The sequence below is a fragment of the Cyclobacterium amurskyense genome (assembly GCF_001050135.1).
Lineage (GTDB): Bacteria > Bacteroidota > Bacteroidia > Cytophagales > Cyclobacteriaceae > Cyclobacterium > Cyclobacterium amurskyense.
Genome location: NZ_CP012040.1, coordinates 2,757,088 through 2,776,126, shown reverse-complemented (window position 1 = coordinate 2,776,126; position 19,039 = coordinate 2,757,088). Strand labels below are relative to the sequence as shown.

Below are 19,039 nucleotides of genomic sequence, written 5' to 3'. Positions count from 1 at the left end.
TTAGGCACCAAGACTATTATATTTTCTCGCGAAGCCGCGAAGGCGCAAAGAGTATAGGGATGCCTCTTATTGAAAAGGTGCCCCTTTAATTAGTTTTTTCTTAACCCTCGTTTGCGTGCAGAAAATATTTCTTCGCGACTCTGCGGCTCTGCGTAAAATTTTATTGGTTTTTCAGGTTTTTGGTTCTCGCTAAGGCGCTAAGACGCAAAGAGTATAGGGTTGCCTCTTATTGAAAAGGCGCCCCTTTAATTAGTTTTTTCTCAATCCTCGTTTGCGTGCAGAAAATATTTCTTCGCGACTCTGCGGCTCTGCGTGAAATTTTATTGGTTTTTCAGGTTTTTGGTTCTCGCTAAGGCGCTAAGATGCAAAGAGTATAGGGATGCCTCTTATTGAAAAGGTTAACCTTTAATTGGTTTTTTCTTAACCCTCGTTTGCGTGCAGAAAATATTTCTTTGCGACTCTGCGGCTCTGCGTGCAATTTTTAAAGGTTTTATTTTAGTTTTTGGTTCTCGCTAAGGCGCTAAGGCGCAAAGAGTATAGGGTTGCCTCTTATTGAAAAGGCGCCCCTTTAATTAGTTTTTTCTCAATCCTCATTAGGGTGCAGAAAATATTTCTTCGCGACTCTGTGGCTCTGCGTTCAATCTATCCTATAAGTTAACAATTTTTCAAATCAGCTCAAAATAATAAAACCCACCCACTTTTTATATATTTACCTGATAGTATCAATTGACTTAAAGCTGTATAACCTATACCATGAATCGTATTAAAAGCATTGCCTGTATTGCCCTACTCTTTATATGCCAGAACCTTTTGGCACAAGAGCCTTGGGAAAACCCTATCCAGAAAGAAGAACGACTGGGGTCACCCTTAGTGGAAACCTCTCCTTTTGTGTTTCAGGAGAAGTTGTACTTACTGGAAAATAACCAGCGGTTTTGGGATATTCCGGGGGCAAAACCTGGGGACAATTTCCATGAGGACGAGGTAAGAATCCGTGACCTGCAAACAAATCAGATTATTTCCACTCCGCTGAAAAACCATGGCTTTGGAACAGTTTTGACATGGGAAGACAGGGTGTATGTTTTTGCTGGAGATTATGGGGAAGGGAAACCCTGGCGAAAGATGACAGAAATCACAATGACCAGCTCTGAAGATCTTGTCAATTGGAGCAAGCCAAAGACCGTCCTTCGGGCAAATGACAATGAGTATTTTTTTAACACCGCGGTTACTAGAGGAAAAGATGGCTTTGTACTGCTGTATGAAACTAGTGACAAGCAGTGGAAACCTTTTACCTTTAGGTACATGAGCTCTTCGGATTTGGAGCACTGGAAAGAGATTCCGGATGCGGTTTATGGAGTGGACAAATATGTTGGCGGACCTGCCCTTTATTATGAAGGAGGCTGGTACTATACACTTTATTTGGAATCACTCAAGCCTGGCTACGAAACACGCATCACCCGCTCCAAAGACCTGGTCAATTGGGAAGATGCACCAGAAGACAGGCCTTTTGTCACCTTTAATCCGGAACATAAAAACATCCCTTTAATTAATCCTAAAATCTCCGAGAACAATGCTTCTGATGTGGAACTCTGCTATTTTCAAGGCAAAACCATCCTTTATTTCACCGGAAGCGATCAAACTACAGCAGGAGATTTACAGCGGGCAACTTACGATGGCACACCAAGAGAATTGTTCGAGCATTTCTTTAAAGCCGAAGGGCAATCAGATGTGGCACCAAAACACCAGGGAGACTGGTTACCGGTATTGGAAGCAGGCACAGAAGGCAATGGAACAGCCATTTTCTCTACTGAACCATTACGGACTCGCCCAACAGAAAGCCAATTGGCTTATCAGGAAAGACAGTTGGGAGCCTTTATCCATTTTGGGCCTGCCACTTATATAGGCTCTGACATGATGAGTGTCCCCGCTGCGGAAATATTTAATCCCAGCAGACTTGATGCGGACCAATGGGCCAAAACAGCCAAATCTTTTGGGGCCAAACACATCGTATTAACGGCAAAGCACCACAATGGCTTTTGTCTCTGGCCTACCGAAACCACGGATTATTCGGTGAAGAATGCTACCTGGAAAAAGGGTAAAGGGGATGTTGTCAGGGAGTTTGTAGAAGCTTGTAGAAAGTACGACCTGGAAATTGGCCTCTATGTATCCGGTGGAGACAAGCATTTTGGATGTACCAGCACACCCGACCCACAAGGGGAACGCAAAATTGTAGGAGACATACACAAGTACTTCCCAGTTTTTTTGGAGCAGCTCAGAGAGTTGCTAACCAACTATGGGGAGATCTCCTACCTTTGGTTTGATGGTGCTTACGACCCGTTTGGATGGGATGTCATGGATCCAGAAACTCAGCAACCATTAGGCACCGCCTATGGGAATGCAATACACAATATGGTGCGGCTTCTACAACCTAATGCAATTGTAATGGGAGGAACCAAACCAGATGTCCGCTGGTCAGGCAGTGAGCAGGGATGGGCAGCTTATCCATTGGCAAATATCGTTCAGCCGGGAGAAGGTTTTGATAAGTGGGTGGGCCCTCAAAGTGCGGGATGGATTCCTGCCGAAGCCAACCTCCACACCAGGTCAACCTGGTTTTGGAAGCCTGATTCAGACAAAACTTTACGTGACCTCCCCTTTATGATGAACGTGTATTCCGAATCCATAGGTCGGGGAGCAAATTTGCTGGTAAACATGACACCAGACACTAGCGGCCTGATTCCAGCGGCTGAAGTAAAGCGACTGGAAGAATTTGGAGAAGCCATTGAACAAACTTTCTCGAAACCTGTGGCCAATTATGATCAGCCGGAGAACAATGGCAATACTATTTTCACTCTGTCAATTCCTGAAAACCAGGTAACCAACTTAATGGTTTTGGAAGAAAACATTGCCAATGGACAACATATCAAGCAGTACCATCTTGAGAGTTTTGATGGCACCAATTGGCATCTTTTGGCCGAAGGGCTTACCATAGGAAGAAAGCGCATCCACTATTTTGATCCCGTAAAAACCGATAAACTCCGTCTTTCTTTGAAAGGTGATGAAAGCAAAATAGAGTTGAAATCTTTTACAGTCTATCAAGCAGACTAATTAAGAAATATAGTCAAGAACTTGAGCGGCATTGTTGCAGAAAAAAAGCAACAATGCCGCTCAAAATCACTTAGGCATTGCAATTGGCAAAACGGTTGTTAAAGTAACTGGCCCAAAGATTCCTGAAGGAATCAACGGTGCATCTTTCCAAGGAACCCTTAACTTAGGAATGCCTTTTATAACGGTGGCCTCCACATGCGTTTTGGTGAAATTAGCTCCAGTCACTGCATCTCCCGTTAGCCTATTTGACCAGGTATTGGCTACTTCTATTTTTAGGGTATTTATTCCCGGTTTTAAAGCATCGGTCACATCAAAACGGTAAGGCTTCGCCCAGGTTATACCCAATGACTTATCATTCAACCAAACCTCAGCGATATGGGAGAGATCACCTAAATCCAGGTAAACCCTGGCCTCAGGAAATTCAGAGGCATGCATATCATATATAAAATTCTTTTCATAGCGGGCAGTCCCTGAAAAATATTTGACCCCCTCATTTTCAGCCTCCGTCCAGGATTTTAATTCCGGGAAAATTGCTTTTTCCGGCGCTCCCCACCCTTCAGGGAAATAGATCTCCCAGGCTCCCTCAAGGGTTTTTACATTGGCATGATTTAACATGGGGCTGATTTTATCTTTTTGCACGAAATCAAACTCTCCTTCCTCCCATAATTCAACGCCATACTCCCCGTAGCGCAGTCTAGGAGGGTGAATACCATCATGAGCTATTTTTGTGAAATGTGCTTGTTTGTCCCCAGGTTTAAACACAACAAAAATACTTTCATAAGGTGCAAGACTTAAAGGAAGCAGGATACCTTCCGAAGTATTATCAAAAACAGGAATTGTGGTTATACTTCCATTTTCAGGGTTCCATAACTCTGGAGTCTTTCCCTCTTGTAGGAATTTCAAGTCTCTAGACAACCATTCGTTTGTAGTATTGACTACAAAATAAAAATCAAGCCCATCTTTTTGGTAGTGGGTGTAATCCAAAGCATAAAACCCTTTGTCTAAATATTCAAAGTCAGGCCTAATTTTCAATTCCTGAAGAATCTCAGCTACCGAAGCCCCATAATAGATGGCCCTACTTCCTGGCTTAAAAGTCTGCTTGCTGTAAGGTTTCCATAAACTATTCAGCCAAGCATTCATGTTCGGTAAATCCTTCATATTTCTTTTAGGAGCAATTCTACTGGGTTTAGGCCCCGTGATAATGGCCCCGTTTTTTGCCATTTGTTCCAGCTTTACCAATACTTGAGGGTTTATTTCATACTCTTCGGTCAAGGCCAACACGCTAAATTCAGCTCTATTCCGAGGGTTAATAATTTTCCCATTTTTCACTTCCAATCCAAGAAGTATTTCAGTATTGACCAATTCGAAATCATACCCTTCTCCTGGATTAAATCGACTGCGCTTATGCCCTCCGTAATTCGGAATGGTATCACCATAGTAATACAAAACATCTGCTTTAAAATTGGCTTCCTGTAAGACATAAGAAACCCTTGCCAGGTACTCATTAAATGGTCGTATTTTCTTCCACCAGACCCTTTTATCATTATAATGGGTTCCTGCATGGTAAACGATTCCGGGGTTCCCAGTACCTTCTGGGTTATGAGTAGATCCATGTACGACTACCCTGTTCATGCCTTCAGCAAAAGCCCTGTCGCCCATAGGTTTCATTTCAAAAGGACCTTCTTGCCATTGCTGAAAAGTAGTAAATGCTTCCATCTCTACCATTCCCAAACCATAAATATGGGAAGCGGAAGAAACTTCCTTCACTACCCGTAGCACATCTAAACCCTCTTCGCTAAAGTTATGATGGTTTATCCAAAACTCTCCTCTAGGGATATCCAAGCCTTTACCCAACGCCTTTAAGGGTTCTACTGGTACATTGTGCAAAGGATAGCCAGGTCCTCCCGCTTCACTGTTGTTTTTCAATCCATGGGCATTGCAGATCTCTTTGGACTTCATGTAGAAGTTTTTGATCATGAGTTCTGACAATGTTCTTTGAAAGCCTGCCCTGAAAGCAGAAGTAGCTTCATTAGAAAGTACTACCTCCTCAAATAGAATGGGTAAGAATTTCTTTATATCATAGCCATTTAATTCCTGAAATTCTTGTGGCATGGTAGGTGTCCAATTGAACCCCCTAGCCTCATAACTTGCCATGTATAGGTTTTTCAAGGCCGTTTCACGCAAATCCCCCAACACCGATTCCAATCGGTCTATAATATAATTGAAGTGAAAGGCCGTGGCTTCAGCATCAAAATGATCTACAATAGGCCCTGCTGAATACTTACTTGGCAACACCAAATTCTCTCCAGAATTGGAACTGACATAACGTACAATTTTCCATTCTCCTTCCGGAACATTCCAATCCAACACCTCTTTTTTAGCATCAAAATAAAGGGAAACATCTATTATCCGACTTGTATCCATTACCATATTTTCTGTAACCATCGGTATAGCCAATACAGCTATCTCTTCAGAATATACAGGCTTGCCATCTTTCCCGTAAGAAATGAGGCGTTTTCTGCCTCGGGGATCTTTTTCTGGAATTTCAGGGAAGGGCAATTTGATTTTTTCCTTCCCTCCTCCCGTGACATTTACTTTGCGCTGGTAAATGGATTTTGCCGCATGTTTAGGCGTGAGCCAATTGCCTCCAGCATTCCAGCTACTTGCTGTATTCAATCCTACCTCCATGCCATATTTGCCAGCTTCATCTACGGCAACTCTTATGGTCTCCAAAGATTCATCACCCAAAAACTCAGGGCCAGCACCTACCTGAATGGTATCTCGTGAACCTATTTCAAATATGGTAAAACCGGCTATACCTGCCTCATCGAAGGATTTGATCTCCTCTTTTAGCCTTAAAGTATCCACATGTCCTCCCAGCCACCAATGGTAAACAGTGGGTTTAGCCGTACTTGGTGGCTGCAGGAAATTTTGTCGCATCTGATTGTAGGCTGTACTTTCCTGGGCCTGAAGGCCAAAGGATACCATGCAACAAAGACTGGAAATAAAACAAAAAAGATAAGTACTTAACTTCATGGTTTATGGCTTTATGTTAATCGTTTAAAATTTAAATGGTCCTGATTCGGTAAGGTAGGTAAGTAACGTTTCACAGGTAACTCAGAACTGGATTTTGTCAGTATTGTTGCAGAAAAATGGCAACAAAACCGCCAAAATCGAGTCGTTTCGATCTGAATACCACAGGTTCCTCCCATGGTTATTATTAGTGATTCCCTTCAGGCTTCTACAGTTTTCCATGAAATTTCTATCTTAATTGACTACCAAAACATAATTCGAACAAATGACTATTTTTCTTTACTATTGGGCAAAGGACTCCATTCATAAAAATCATCACCGGTGGCTGTTATCCATTCATCCAACGCCACATGCATTTCTTGTTTAACGGATTGGTAGGCAGGAACATAAGCAAGGTTGTGCTGCTCTCCCGGATCTTTCCACAAGTCAAACAATTGCTCATTTCGCTCCCCCTGATTGTACAGATTGTATTTGTACCGATCGTTTCTGATCAATCTTGCCTGTCTGCTGGAATCCAACTTGTCGTCTGCCAATTGCACCACCAAATAATCTCTTAACTTCTCCCCAGGATGCTCCAAAACGGGCTTGAGGCTTTTGCCAGTAAATTTAGCAGAAGTCGTTAAGCCTGCATAATCGATTATTGTTGGGGCCAAATCAATTCCTGATACCAATTGGTTTCTGTCAATGTTGCCAGATGGCACATGGCCCTTGTACCTGATGACAAACGGAACGGTAGCAGCTTCATCATACAAACTTAACTTAGCTGCCCATTTGTGCCCTGCACCGCCGTCACCATGTTCACTGGTAAGCACCACAATGGTATTTTCATCAAAACCATTTTTCTTCAATGCTTGAAGAATTTTCCCAATTTCCACATCTACCATTTCAGTAAATCGATAATAATGGTACAAGTAAGCCTGCCAGTCTTCGGGTGTATAATCCTTTGTCTTCAATAACTCATCTCCATAATGGTCCATCAAACGTTTTTCTGCAAGGAATTGTGGTTCATCAGGATCAATTTCAAAGTTATTGGGCAAGGGAGGTAAACCTTGCAATTCATGGGCTTTGGCATATTCATCCGGTCTTCTTGGGACATGGCAGATGTCATGGGGATTGTGAAGTGAAACTGTCAATAAGAAGGGTTGATCTTCTTTATAATTATTGAGGTAATTAACCGTGGCGTCTGCAATAGGCCCATCCGTATCTTCTCCGAGATCCCATTCTTTATCCAAAGATTGAAACGGAACCACTGCAAAACCTGCTACGGAATCCATTTTATTTTTGGCAGGGTAAGCTTGAGGAAGATGCCATTTCCCCGCCCATGCGGTATTATAGCCTGCTTCTTTAAATACCTGACCGATGGTTGGTACTTCTGGTCGGATATTTGTAGAATTCCAAACCACACCAGTTTCATGAGGCATCCTTCCTGTGATCAAGCTACTTCTTGCTGGTCCGCAAACTGGCGAGGTACAATAAGATGCCGTAAAAAAGGTACCTTCAGCTGCCAATTGGTCCATAGCTGGGGTGTTTAAATGAGGATTGCCCAAATAACTCAACGCATCATTGGTATGTTGATCTGTTAGAATGACCAAAACATTTGGCTGTGGTTCCTTCTCATGTTTTTTTTTGCTTTGACAACCTGCTATAGCCATCATATTAAAGCTTATTAAAAGGAGCGGTCTCCAGGGAATATATATTTTCTTTCTCATCTTAAACTAGTTACCCGAGATAAATTACCATGAAAACACTACTATTCCTGAGATATCCTTGATTTCAAAATAGCGCTCATTGCCATTTTTCACTTCAGTGAATGGGATCTCGCCAGTATTCCATGGATACCTTGAATTTAAGTATACATTTAATTCTTCTGCCCTCACCGCATCGGATGGATATATCCTAAGTGAACCATTTTGTAACCCACTGACAATATACCGCTTACTTATTCCTTTTTGGCCCGAATGAAGTTCTTTAAACGATACCATTCCTGAGGTCTGCTTAATAAAAACACGACATTCTCTATGCCAGGATGTCGGCATGGTGTAATTAGAAAAACCGTCTTCAAGGATTGTCTCCAAGCCCAATATTAATGGCGCTCCTTGTTCAAATTTAAAGGACTGCTTTACGGTAGAATTGGGATTGTAACCAGAAAAGATAAAAGCATTGTCAGAACGATTGATCGTAAGGACAGGGTCTTTGATTCCAACGTTTTCTTTTTCTATTTTTAATTGCATTCCAAAAGTCCCTAGCAGTTGCCTTAGCATGGCTGGAACAATCAGAAATTCTTCCGGATTGTCAGGCGTCAATAACCTTCCACCAGTAAAACTACTGGAATTGGTACCTCTTAAATAAACAACTTTACCTCCATTCCAATCAGGATCTTGCCTTAGCCATGCCATGTCCCTTACTTCATCCCCTTGTTTCACACTTGCCAAAGCTTGAGTAAATGAATCTTTCGGGTTTTTTATAAGGCTACGAAATCCTCCTCCAGAGAATAAGGAAAGGTGTCGTATTTTTTGTGGTAACTCTCCTTTGATAATATCTAAACCTACCTCTGAATACAGATCCATTTCTCCTGACAGCGGATTAGTATTGGAAAGGTTAAGAAAATCCATAAAGGTTTTACTTGAATGGTCCACAGGTCCAAATACAATAAGTTGCCCTCCATTTTTTACAAAATCCATAAGGGTTTTCTCATTCTTAGAATTCTTTTCCGGAGCAATTGTCATAAGTATCGAAGACTTAAAAAGTCCTGGATTATTCGCAATGGCGCCTGGAAGAGAAGTAGTTGAAATCACCGTGTTCATAGGAAGTCCACTGTTGATTGCCTGTCTCATAAACCAGTCCCCATAATAAATCTCTGGCAATCTATCGGTATAATCCCTTGCCCAATCATGGTACTCATCAAAGGGATAGACCCAAACTAAAGGCCCAGGAGCTGTAGGCATGTCATACCGTGCTTTTAAGATATGAGGCATAACCTCGTCAGGCACCTGCGTTGGCATATTGCCATAGGTGTCATCAATGGTCAGGAAATTTAAATGCGTAGGTACTCCTATCTTTCCTTCTTCATCAATCCTTGCTACAGCCAAAGGCAAATAAATATCATGTGGTTCTCTTCCATAGCGATCTAGCCAAGGACTATTGATCCACCACGGATCGTGGGTATAATACCTGAATGGAAATCTATTGTCCGGTAACATGGCCATTCGTGACATATAACCTGCCAATTCTAACCCAAAATCTCCATCCAATGCTGCCCAAGGTGAATTGGGTGGAGGCAACATATTAAACCCTCCTTTGTATATGTTTCTTAAATCTACCGCATCTCTGGCCAAATCAGCACCTACAGAAAGGTTGGTACCTCTGGTTTGGATAGGGTAATCAGGACATTCTTCCCTAAACAACTTCCAAAAGCCTACTACTTTATCTGCAGATGGCACCAGTTTTTCTTGGGCAAAATTTTCTCCGGTAAAAATTGCTCCAGTAGCTGCCCATCCTTCTGCACCAAAACCAAACCCATTGCTTAGCCATATATAGTCAAAACCCAAGTCATCAAGAAAATGCTGACTTTGTCTTCCAAAGAAGGTTCCAAATGGGGTTTGATCAGGAATACCATCAGGAAAACCTGCATAGGACTCACTGTCACCATTCAATACTGAATAAGAACTTACAAAAGTCTTGTGCCCCATGGCATTTCCACCCAATATCTCTGGATGTTTCTCATATTTGAAAGGAGATTTGGCAAATTCAGGACCTGGATCAAAGGTAGCTCCTACTTTCACCGGTTTGCCTGTTACTTTTCGTCCTTCCTCTTTAAGTACCTTAACGATAAAAGCTAAATCACCATAAGTAAAGTCTGGCGCATCGTCCCGATATACATAAGCCCTTTGATGCAAAGAAAGGGATTCGGGACCTGAACCCACTTCATGCGCTGTATTTGGATTCCCCATGTATTTGGCCCACTCTAGTGGTTGATCCATAGTGCCTTTATAATCGAGAATCTCAGAACCATCACTGGTCCAAAGCATCATCGATACAGTATCCGTATGCCTCAACAAAGAATGCCATTGGGTAAACATTTCATGAGCCACTGCCCTGATATAAGCTTTGTCCTTTTTCTTAAAAGGCTTAAGGGAAGATTCCAGAGTAATACTTTGGAAATTCTTACCCTTTAGGTTGTCCTGTGCTATCCCTGGTACACAGAGCAAGACTAGCAACAAAACCAACCAAAAATTGTGCATTGTATTGTTTCGTATCCTCATTAATAACCCGTGTTTTGTCCTAAACTGGGATTAATATCAATTTCCCTAAGCGGAATTGGCATTATCGTCTTGTAAGCCTGAACTTCAAAATTTAAATTGTTCCGCTCAAAATAAGCATTCATTTCAGTTAACAGCTTACCTGTTCTCACCAAATCAAACCAGCGGTGACCTTCCAAAAATAACTCAACTCTTCGTTCTTGTGCCAATGCAACCGTCAATGCCGCTTGATCCAATCCGCTCACCTCTGTCAAACCTGCTCGTTCGCGAACCATATTAAGGTAAACCATCGCTTCGTCCTGCTTGCCATTTTGATTGAGTGCTTCTGCATACATCAATAGTACATCTGCATACCTTAAAGCAGTAAAATTGATTCCACCATCTCCCTGAACACCTGTAGTGAAATCTACAAATTTCAACCCATACAGTTCTTTTTCAAAACCTCCTGAGATCACCCGAACAGAATCACCTATGGAAGCCGGCCTTCTAAGGTCTCCGTCTTCATAGGCTTCGGACATTTCAGGTGTTGGTAAAATTCTTCCTGAACCTTGCATTTGATTAGGGAAGATATCCATGTCAAATCTCGCTGGGGTAAAAGTGCTGGAAAAGCCATTCCCTACACCCAAGTTACCAGACATGTATTTGATTTCAAAAATTGACTCAGACAATTCATCATTTCCATTGGTAAACAATCTTTTATAATCCGATTCAAGCGAAAAAGCATTGCTTTCTACAACCCCCTTTAATGCCGTTTCGGCATTGCTATAATCCATTTGGGTAAGGTAAACTTTCCCCAATAAGGTCATTGCTGCTGCACTTGAAGCCCTGGATTTTCCTAATTCCTCCACACCTGTTAGCAGAGATGTAGCCTGATTCAAATCAGCTTCTAATATCTGATAAACAGCTTCCTCAGGTTTTCGTGTCATGTCATAGGCCGCAATTTCACCTGGGCTTCGGAAAGCAACATCCACAATTGGCACAGGCCCAAATGTTCTGACAAGATTAAAGTATCCAAAAGCCCTTAAAAATAAAGCCTCACCTTTTATCTGGTTTCTTATCTGAGTGCCCATGTCCACATCATCAATTCTAGACAATATATTGTTTGATTGAGAAACAAGGTTAAAACTTATCTGCCAAATTGAATTCAAAAAGCCATTTGAAGGCGTAAAGTTGACCTCGTCCAATTCCACCTCGGATATTGAAGGAGTAGTCCACTGTATTTCCGCATTGTCCGTTGTCAATTCTCCAACGTACACTAAATTGGCATCATACAGGTTCTGAAGACTTGAATAACTACCTATAAGCGCTGTCTCAAAATCGTTGGCATTTTTATAGAAGGAGCCATCACTGATTTGATGTTCAGGCTGCAATTCTAGAAAATCAGAGCAAGAGGTCCCAGCCAATAAGGTCAGGATATATATGATATATTTTTTCATGACTCAATAATTTTAAGTTATAAGGTTATTTTTAGGCCCAAAGTGTAAGTCCTTGGTAGTGGGTAATTTAGGTAATCAATACCTGCGTTAACTACATTGTCACCTGTGCTACTGGATTCTGGATCATAACCAGGGTAATCTGTGAAGGTGTAAACATTGGCAACACTCGCATAGACGTTCATACCGGTCAGCCTAAATCTGGAAACTAGTTCTTGAGGCATGGTATAGCCAAGCATCACATTTCTGATACGGATAAAGGAGGCATCAAACAGAAAGTGTGATGAAGTACCAAAACCCAATGCATGATTACTCCTGATCGCTCGAGGGATAATCCCATCTCCAGGATCTTCTTCTGATCGCCATCTTCTATCTTGTAAAACTAACCCATTTTGAACACCATTGGACCCCATTAAAGCCCCACCTGATTCAAGGTAGGTTTGAGCCCCTTCCGAACCAACAATAGCTATATTCAAGTTAAAATTCTTCCACTCTAAATTATTGGTCAATCCCCAAACAAAATCTGGCCAAGGGTTACCAACAATTTTTCGGTCATTTTGATTGATTACACCATCTTCATTTACATCCTCAAATTTTATATCTCCTGCCTGTGTTGCCGGATGAAACAAGGCTGCACCTTCTAACTCGTCACTATTCATGAAAATCCCCAGTTTATTGATCATATAAAAGCTGGAAACAGGCTGGCCTACCTCTGTAATTTGAAATGGCGAATTTGAAATTCTTCCACCTTCGGTAGCGAGTTTAAGTACTTTGTTTCTATTTGCAGAAAATGTGAAATTGCTATTCCATGTAAAATTGGTCTTTTGGACGTTCACCGTATTCAACCCTAGCTCAAATCCCTTATTCTCGACATCTCCAATGTTCTGCACGGAACTGTAAAAACCTGAGGCAGCAGGAAGTTGAACAGCCAATAGCAAGTCAGTCTTCAAATCCCTATATACATCTGCCGTAAGGTTGACCCTGTCCTGAAATAGGCTCATGTCTATCCCGAAATTGGTTTGTTTCGATATTTCCCAAGTCAGATCATCATTTGCAAGACTACTTGGCACCAATCCTGGTATCAAACCACCCTCATTAATATACCTCCTAGCAGATAATAATCCTATATGGGTATAATTTCCGATTTGGTTGTTACCTGAAATCCCGTAACTGGCCCTAATTTTAAGGTTACTTAGAAAATCAGCATTGCTTAAAAACTCTTCCTCAGAAATATTGTATCCCAGGGAGAATGAAGGAAAAGAGCCCCACTTGAAGTTGCTTCCAAACCTTGAACTTCCATCTCGTCTAAGGGTAGCTGTGAAAAGATATTTGCTGTCATAGGAATAATTTACCCGAGCCATCACTGACAATAAAGACCACTCGTTCAGCGTTTGCGTTCCAGCATTGACTATTCCTCCAGACAGGTAGGTGACGTAGTTTGTTGGGAAATCAGAAGCTCCAGCAGACAAACGGTCGCTACTGTTTTTCTGAGCAGTAAAGCCTGCTACAGCATTTAAAAAATGTTTGGTGTCAAAAGACTTGTTAAAGGTCAACGTATTTTCATTCAGCCAATTGAGGTTGTCCATTTTTGTTGCTCCGGCTGTTGCCGGATAGTTCAGAGAGGTGTACTGAGGTACTGCGGTAGACCTCCAAAGGCGGATATTACTTGAGGAATAATTGATACCAGCAGATGATCTGAACATCAGGTTTTCATTGATGTCTACCTCTATATAATTATTAGTGTAAACATTCATCACATTTCTCCTGTCCACAGATCCTTCACTTACTGCCAACACATTGGCTAAAAACCCTAATCCATCTGTAACATCGTCTTGATTGAAATAATAATTACCATCTGTATCATAAACAGGTATGGTTGGGGAAGCTGCTAGCACATTGGAAAGCAAACCACCCTGTCCGTAATGTGATTCAGTATTGGCAAACCTGCCATACCCGTAAGAACCATAAGTGGAGGTTCCGATCCTCACCTTGTTGGTAATTTGAGCATCCACATTCACCCTTAAATTAAACCTATTATAATCAGAGTTGATCACCACACCTTCCTGAGAAAAATAACCTCCGGAGATGAAAAAACTTGTTTTATCTGTTCCACCTCTAGATGATAACTGAACGTTTCTTACCGGAGCAGTTCTGAATATTACATCTTGCCAATCTGTATTTGTAGTCAGGGATCCAGGATTTCTAAATTCAGGCCTTACCCTACTGGCAGCATTCCTTACCTCGTTAGGGTCATTTATATCTCCTCCGCGAAAAATCCATGCATTGTCTCTTCCATCAGCTACAAAATCAGCATATTGGCTGGCATTCATCAAGTCCAGTTTATTGGCTACTTCCTGGTAACCATAGGACATGTCAAGGCTAATCTGTGCCTTTTCATAATTTCCCCTTTTGGTGGTTATGATCACAACACCATTTGATCCTCTTGAACCGTAAATAGCAGTAGCTGAAGCATCTTTTAAAATCTCTATTGAAGCAATATCTGAAGGGTTAATAGAGCTTAATGGGTTGATCCGGTTCGCAGTATTGGAAGCCATATCTGCAGAGGAAAAAGAATCTCCACCATAACCACGCATATTTGAATTTGATCCTCCATCTACTGGAAACCCATCAATTACATACAATGGTTGGTTGCCGCCAGAAATTGAACTCACTCCTCTTACAAGTATATTCACATTCCCTCCAGGCGCACCCGTGGTCTGGTTGATCTGCACTCCAGCCACTTTTCCTTGTAGCATCTGATCAAAACTCCCTGTAGATGGTTGTAAAAACTCATCACTAGTAATTCTTGAAATTGATCCACTAAGGTCTTTTCTCTTTTGAGTACCATAGCCCACGACAACAACTTCATTCAGTTGTTCCATATCCATTTGGAGTTCGATGTCTAATGCACTTCGGTTTCCCACTTGAAGCTCCATCTTAGCAAAGCCCACATAAGAGAAAACCAAGACAGCATTTCCATTGCTAAGCGTAATTTCATACCCTCCGTCAATGTCTGTCACCGTCCCGTTAGAGGTGCCTTTTTCAAGGACTGTCACGCCAGGAATTGTGGCCCCATCCTCAGCAGATGTTACCGTTCCTTTTACCACCAGGCGATTGCCTGCTTGTGCCAATAGCTCGTAATGGCCCATGCTAAAGCAGAGTACCATCACGAAAACAAAAATTTTAATAAGTGTTTTCATGGTCAGTTATTTTGGGTTATTCATTAATTCAGACTACTATTACCGATTCTATATTTAGGTAATTGGCAATTTTCTGGATGCTTTTTGCATGATGTCCTATGCCTAAAGCAAAGTGATGAGTAGGTCCTTCTTTGATCCAATTGGTCAAAAAGGTGCGTACATCGGGTTTGAAAAAACCTCTTGTATTTGTATTTCCTGTAGGCGGTATTGGCCCTTCTACTGATTCTCCCTCAGCAATAACAAATTTAAATTTACCTTCATAAGTAGAGCTTATACTTAACATGGTAATCGGCCCTTCCTTGATCTTAAATTCGACGCCAGCTCCAAATCCGGGTTTACCATGGTACTTCTTTAAACTTCTAAGCACCGGCTTCCCCTGAGCGATGGAGAGATTGTGAGGGCCATCATGTCCTACCAAAACAAAGTTTTCTTTAAAATCTACGGGGTGAAATTCCGCGAAACTCCCGCCTATACCGAAACGATCCATGATAAACATGGCCATACAACATTTCAAATCAGACTCTCCACACATGGGAAATCCAGAACTTGTTAATATTGAATTCCCAACAATAAGATTGGACATTACCAATTGAGTTTCACTTTGATCTTCTCCATTATAATAATAGGCCAGTCCATCAAGGTTTTTATCTTCAACGAATTTCTTTAGGGCTACAGAAACTCCTGCTGCTACATTTAAATCTTCCTTCTTTAATTTCTCAGAGATAGGATCAGAAACAGGATCGGGGGTGTCAAAGAAGGATAAAATACGCTTCTCTTCTTCAGTTACTTCAGCCTCAGAAACCTTATTGGAGTAATTGCCTACAATTTCATTGGCTTCACATTGCACTATATGTACACCGAAATGGGCAGTAAGCATGGTTGAATCGGTATGCATGTCCAGCATGGCTTCTATAGGATGACCTATATGTCCAATTCTAGCTGTTTTCAAGCCATGTAATACGTTAGCCATCCGACAATAATCACCAATCATTCGCTCAGATTCAGGATCATCATGGAGGGTACCGATAATAACATCAGGCACTTTTTTTCCCATTCTTACTGCAACACCCGCAAATTCAGGCAATGAGCATACATCATCATTGTAGAGCTGCATATAGGTAGAAGCCTTACTGTAATCCATTGCCTTGTCTGGCTGCAAGGCTACCAGCACTATAGGCACATTTATATTTTTAATGATTGTCCCAAAAGTGCTCGAGGTAGCATAAGTAAGCATGTCACAAAATATCAAATCGAGATTTTCAGCTTGTAACTTAGGAACTAGGTCATAGGCCGATTGTGCATCATCTACCAATCCAAAATCAATTACCTCTGCATTGTTCTTTTCAATTTTTTCTATGAGCACTTTTTGTTTTGCCAATAAGGCATCCAATAGCCCCTCAAATTGTGCCCAATATTTGAAATAGCCCACACCAAAAACGCCAATTCTAGGCAAAGAGGATTCTCTTCTTTCAATTTTATATTTTCCCTCTGCTGGGTTGCCACTTCCATTAATTTCCTTCATTGTTTTAAGTTTAAGATTAATATTTTTTCTTAACGCACTATGTTAAATTTGACAAATTGATACAATCCCAATTGCCAATTGAATTTTATTTACCGAATTCGATTGTTTTAATTTTTGGTATAAATACTATCAGAATGACAAAGGCCAGAGGATACATTATTCCAGAGACCAACCAAAGTGGTCCATAAGAATAATTTTGGGCAATCCACCCAATCAATGGATTAATGATCATCCCAGAAATAGCACCCGCTGTCCCAGATAAGCCCACCACTGATGAAGTAGCATATTTACCAAATACATCTGCTATGGCCGTTATGTAATTGGTAATCCAAAAACCATGAGCCAACATCATTAATGACATCAATAGTACGGCTACTTCTACCGTAGAAACCGTAGAAATAAAAGGAGCCACCAAAGTCAATGCCGCAGCAAAACCCATCACCCACTTTCTAGCAGCATTGATACTGAAATCCCTGGCTACCAATTTATCTGAACACCAGCCACCCAGAATATTGGAAAGACCCAAAGCAAGAAAAGGGATCCAAAACAATTCACCTATTCGCTCAAAGGACAAGTCCCGCTCCTGATTAAGGTATTTGGGTACCCAAAACATCAAAAAGTAAAATACAGGATCTAAGAGAAACCTAATTAAAATAAACACCTGCACGGTCTTATTTTGAAGCAGCCTTTTAATAGAAATTTGCACTACATGCTCATCGATAGTGGCCATTGCTTTAACCTCTCTTGCATGTAGGCTATTTTTCCAGGATTGGCTAAACCAAAGTACAATCCACACCAACCCAATCAAACCGGGTATAATAAAACTCCATCGCCAACCATATTCCCCTGCAATCAAAATGGTCAAAGGTGGTGCCGCTACTGCCCCAATTGCCGCCCCTCCTATCGCAATCCCATTGGCCAAGGCTCTTTCTTTTTCATCAAACCATTCATACACCGTCTTGGCTGCTCCGGGAAAACAGGCTCCCTCACCCACTCCAAGTAAAAATCGAAATCCCAGCAATTGAGAAAAACTGTTCATAACACCATGAAGCACACTGGCAAAGGACCAAATCCCAACTGAAAAGCCAAGCCCTTTTTTTCCTCCAAATTTATCGATTAAGCGACCCCCAACGGTGAACATCAGGGCATAGCTTACCAAAAAGCCAGTGTTCACCCAGCCATATTGTACATCGGAAATGGAAAGTTCTTCTTGAATTTTTATTATGGTCATAGATAAGACCTGCCTATCTAAAAAATTTAGACCTGTAGCAATGAAAACCATTGCTAAAATATACCATTTGATTTTTGGGCTCATTGTACTTAACGCTCTAAGTTAATTAAACAATGATATAACCTTAAAAATTAAAATGCAAGTTATTATCTATTTTTTACTCAATAGACTACTCAATACCAGACCTTACGGAACAAAAAAGCAAATTAAACCGAAATTACAAAATTTATCTTAACGCTCTAAGAGAATAATTTAAGGTAAAACAAGGTGATAAAGTGTTTTTTAGAAAAAAAAAAAAATTAGGGAAAACCCTCCGTGAAAAGGACCAGTATTGAACTTAATTCCCATTGTACTCAGGGTGGGCGATGATAGCAAATTTATATTTATCTCCTCTGTAGAGAGATTTCTCTAATTCAAGTACAGCGTCTTTCCTACTCAACACCACACTGTCGAGCACGAATACAGGTAATGCACTTTCATATTCAAAATTATTTGTTGGATCATCCGGAGGAAGAATGATTGCACTTAAATTCTGTTTGATATCGGAAATTTTAAGCTGGTACTTGTCTTCGTACACCTTGAAATAAGACAGGTCCGTGGAAAGCATATTGATTTTTGGACAAAGCTTTAATGAGATGTACTTTGTTTCATCTTTTAGCAACATCTCATCAGCATACCTTAATTGATGTACTTTTAGAACAGGCCCTTCAATAATATAATTTTTTCCACTTATCTCTGCTGAAACACCATGATCCAATACGGTCTTTTCGAGCACAATTGTTTTTGGCTTGAAGCCTTCCACTTTCAAACCTTCATCAAACCCCCTTCTGGTGGCATCGATTGAGCCCAAAGTCCTGACCAAATGATGGTCTTCTGTTTTATTAAGCACAAAGGTACCTTTACCTTTTATCCGCTGGGCATAACCACGGGACTCAATTTCCTGCAAGCTCTTTCTGGCGGTAGTATTGCTAACTTGAAAGTTATGAATCAATTCATTTTCAGAGGGCACCTTTTCTCCCGGTAATAATTCTCCTGAGATTATTTTACTGATGATTTGCTCACTAATGACAATAAATTTGGGCTTTTTGCTCTGGTTCCGATTTTTCATAAAAGAAAATTTACTGGCCTATTAGGTGTCGCCACTTAAATAATGAGTTAAAACCAATAGGAATTCTTGTAAATTAAATGATTTTAACCCTTAAACTCGAAATATGCAATAGACATTCTATTACGTGCTGAAATCGCTTTAAAATCAGCCA

The 19,039-nt window shown here is 41.0% G+C and carries 9 protein-coding genes; 1 reads left to right on the top strand and 8 read right to left on the bottom strand.

Annotation, left to right across the window (positions count from 1 at the left end):
* The first annotated feature begins 753 nt into the window (after positions 1-753).
* Entirely contained in the window at positions 754-3,102 is a 2,349-nt protein-coding gene (locus CA2015_RS11370) for an alpha-L-fucosidase (RefSeq protein WP_048642018.1), read from the top strand.
* 66 nt (positions 3,103-3,168) lie between these two features.
* Here CA2015_RS11370 and CA2015_RS11365 read toward each other — a convergent pair whose 3' ends face one another.
* The 8 genes from CA2015_RS11365 to CA2015_RS11330 all read right to left on the bottom strand — a co-directional run bounded on the left by CA2015_RS11365 (position 3,169) and on the right by CA2015_RS11330 (position 18,888).
* Positions 3,169-6,138, bottom strand: a complete 2,970-nt coding sequence (locus tag CA2015_RS11365) for a glycosyl hydrolase (protein WP_084011743.1) — start codon at positions 6,136-6,138, stop codon at positions 3,169-3,171.
* A gap of 266 nt (positions 6,139-6,404) precedes the next feature.
* A complete protein-coding gene (locus tag CA2015_RS11360; RefSeq protein ID WP_084011741.1) occupies positions 6,405-7,844 on the bottom strand; it encodes a sulfatase family protein in 1,440 nt (479 codons plus the stop codon).
* Positions 7,845-7,868: 24 nt separating this feature from the next.
* Positions 7,869-10,397, bottom strand: a complete 2,529-nt coding sequence (locus CA2015_RS11355; RefSeq protein WP_053086680.1) for a hypothetical protein — start codon at positions 10,395-10,397, stop codon at positions 7,869-7,871.
* A complete protein-coding gene (locus CA2015_RS11350) occupies positions 10,397-11,830 on the bottom strand; it encodes a RagB/SusD family nutrient uptake outer membrane protein (RefSeq protein WP_048642015.1) in 1,434 nt (477 codons plus the stop codon). The genes CA2015_RS11355 and CA2015_RS11350 overlap by 1 nt, the downstream gene beginning before the upstream one ends.
* A 17-nt stretch (positions 11,831-11,847) precedes the next feature.
* Positions 11,848-15,027, bottom strand: coding sequence for a SusC/RagA family TonB-linked outer membrane protein (locus CA2015_RS11345; RefSeq protein WP_048642014.1), 3,180 nt, complete (start codon positions 15,025-15,027; stop codon positions 11,848-11,850).
* Between the two features lie 28 nt (positions 15,028-15,055).
* Positions 15,056-16,549, bottom strand: a complete 1,494-nt coding sequence (locus CA2015_RS11340; protein ID WP_053086679.1) for an L-fucose/L-arabinose isomerase family protein — start codon at positions 16,547-16,549, stop codon at positions 15,056-15,058.
* Positions 16,550-16,634: 85 nt separating this feature from the next.
* Positions 16,635-17,864, bottom strand: coding sequence for an MFS transporter (locus CA2015_RS11335; RefSeq protein ID WP_048642013.1), 1,230 nt, complete (start codon positions 17,862-17,864; stop codon positions 16,635-16,637).
* A 253-nt stretch (positions 17,865-18,117) separates the two neighbouring features.
* A complete protein-coding gene (locus CA2015_RS11330; RefSeq protein WP_048642012.1) occupies positions 18,118-18,888 on the bottom strand; it encodes a GntR family transcriptional regulator in 771 nt (256 codons plus the stop codon).
* Positions 18,889-19,039: the final 151 nt, after the last annotated feature.

Coding starts and splice junctions, on each gene's coding strand:
- CA2015_RS11360 (WP_084011741.1), bottom strand. CDS start 7,844: ATGAGAAAGAAAATATATATTCCCTGGAGACCGCTCCTTTTAATAAGC.
- CA2015_RS11340 (WP_053086679.1), bottom strand. CDS start 16,549: ATGAAGGAAATTAATGGAAGTGGCAACCCAGCAGAGGGAAAATATAAA.
- CA2015_RS11345 (WP_048642014.1), bottom strand. CDS start 15,027: ATGAAAACACTTATTAAAATTTTTGTTTTCGTGATGGTACTCTGCTTT.
- CA2015_RS11355 (WP_053086680.1), bottom strand. CDS start 10,397: ATGAGGATACGAAACAATACAATGCACAATTTTTGGTTGGTTTTGTTG.
- CA2015_RS11370 (WP_048642018.1), top strand. CDS start 754: ATGAATCGTATTAAAAGCATTGCCTGTATTGCCCTACTCTTTATATGC.
- CA2015_RS11330 (WP_048642012.1), bottom strand. CDS start 18,888: ATGAAAAATCGGAACCAGAGCAAAAAGCCCAAATTTATTGTCATTAGT.
- CA2015_RS11335 (WP_048642013.1), bottom strand. CDS start 17,864: ATGAGCCCAAAAATCAAATGGTATATTTTAGCAATGGTTTTCATTGCT.
- CA2015_RS11350 (WP_048642015.1), bottom strand. CDS start 11,830: ATGAAAAAATATATCATATATATCCTGACCTTATTGGCTGGGACCTCT.
- CA2015_RS11365 (WP_084011743.1), bottom strand. CDS start 6,138: ATGAAGTTAAGTACTTATCTTTTTTGTTTTATTTCCAGTCTTTGTTGC.